We start from the raw sequence: 1,120 nt of genomic DNA, 5'->3' as shown, positions 1-1,120 counted from the left end.
TATAACGAATGGCATCCGCATAGTGCGCTGGGTTATCGCTCGCCACGGGAATATCTGCGGCAGCGGGCCAGTAATGGGTTAAGTGATAAAAGGTGTCTGGAAATATAGGGGCAAATCCAATGCTCGACACCTGCATCTGTTCATTCATCATGCGCGAGCAGCCGGAAGCCGTGCTGAAGCGCCTGGAGCAGGCGGTGCTGCGCGGTCACCGTATCGTGGTCTCGGCCATCACCTATGCCGAAATGCGCTTCGGCGCCACCGGCCAGAAGGCATCACCGCGCCATATTCAGCTGGTCGACGCCTTCTGCGCGCGCCTCGATGCCATCCTGCCCTGGGACCGCGACGCGGTAGACGCCACGACGGACATCAAAGTGGCGCTGCGCCTCGCCGGAACGCCGATCGGCCCGAACGACGCGGCGATTGCCGGGCACGCCATCGCAGCCGGCGCCGTGCTGGTGACGAATAATGCAAGAGAGTTTGAGCGGGTGGCGGAGCTGAAGCTGGAAGACTGGGTTAAATAGACCCGATAACACTGAGCGTAACTAGATATAGAAGGAAAAGGATAAAGCATGACACTTGAAAGTATTTTCATCGGTACCCGCGTGGACAAGGGGCGTTACGGGCCACAGAGCCGGGAAATGGCGATTTCAGATTTAATTTCCCTTATTCATCGTCCGAGTGAGCCTACCCGGCTCATCCTGCCGGATTTTTCTGGTCTCGCCCGGCATATTGACGGACAGCTCCGGGAACATTTTTCTCAGCGGCAGGAAGATGAGTATGCCCGCAAATACCGTTATCTGTCAGATATCTGGTACCAGGCCGGATCGCTTAGTAATCCGGATAACCGCAGCCGGCGTTTTGAAAAAGTGATGGAGCAGTCGCAGGAGTTCCTGGTTTTTAGCCAGGATGTCATGCCGAATACTAATCTCTATGACCTGAAATATAATGAAGGGGAGAGGGTAAGACAAAAAGGACAAATGTACTGCCTGGCACTCCTGTTTCAGGCACTGTTGCAAATAGTCGGTGGTGATAAACTTATCATCCCCTTTTGCTGATGGAGCTGCACATGAACCCATTCAAAGGCCGGCATTTTCAGCGTGACATCATTCTGTGGGCCGTA

2 protein-coding genes are annotated in these 1,120 nt (G+C 54.6%); both read left to right on the top strand.

Translation table 11 applies throughout. The features are described 5' to 3' along the window. The first annotated feature begins 119 nt into the window (after positions 1-119). Positions 120-521, top strand: coding sequence for a type II toxin-antitoxin system VapC family toxin (locus ACOTX5_RS26580; protein WP_063945335.1), 402 nt, complete (start codon positions 120-122; stop codon positions 519-521). A gap of 48 nt (positions 522-569) precedes the next feature. Next, entirely contained in the window at positions 570-1,055 is a 486-nt protein-coding gene (locus ACOTX5_RS26575; RefSeq protein ID WP_063945336.1) for a hypothetical protein, read from the top strand. Positions 1,056-1,120 lie beyond the last annotated feature (65 nt).

Source organism: Enterobacter cloacae complex sp. IR5441 (genome assembly GCF_049238215.1).
Classification (GTDB): Bacteria; Pseudomonadota; Gammaproteobacteria; order Enterobacterales; family Enterobacteriaceae; genus Enterobacter; species Enterobacter hormaechei_C.
Note: the sequence above shows the minus strand (reverse complement) of the source record. Positions and strands in the feature narration are given on the sequence as shown.

Bases quoted from the DNA above. Each gene is read 5' to 3' on its own strand.
- ACOTX5_RS26580 (WP_063945335.1), top strand. From the start codon at position 120: ATGCTCGACACCTGCATCTGTTCATTCATCATGCGCGAGCAGCCGGAA.
- ACOTX5_RS26575 (WP_063945336.1), top strand. From the start codon at position 570: ATGACACTTGAAAGTATTTTCATCGGTACCCGCGTGGACAAGGGGCGT.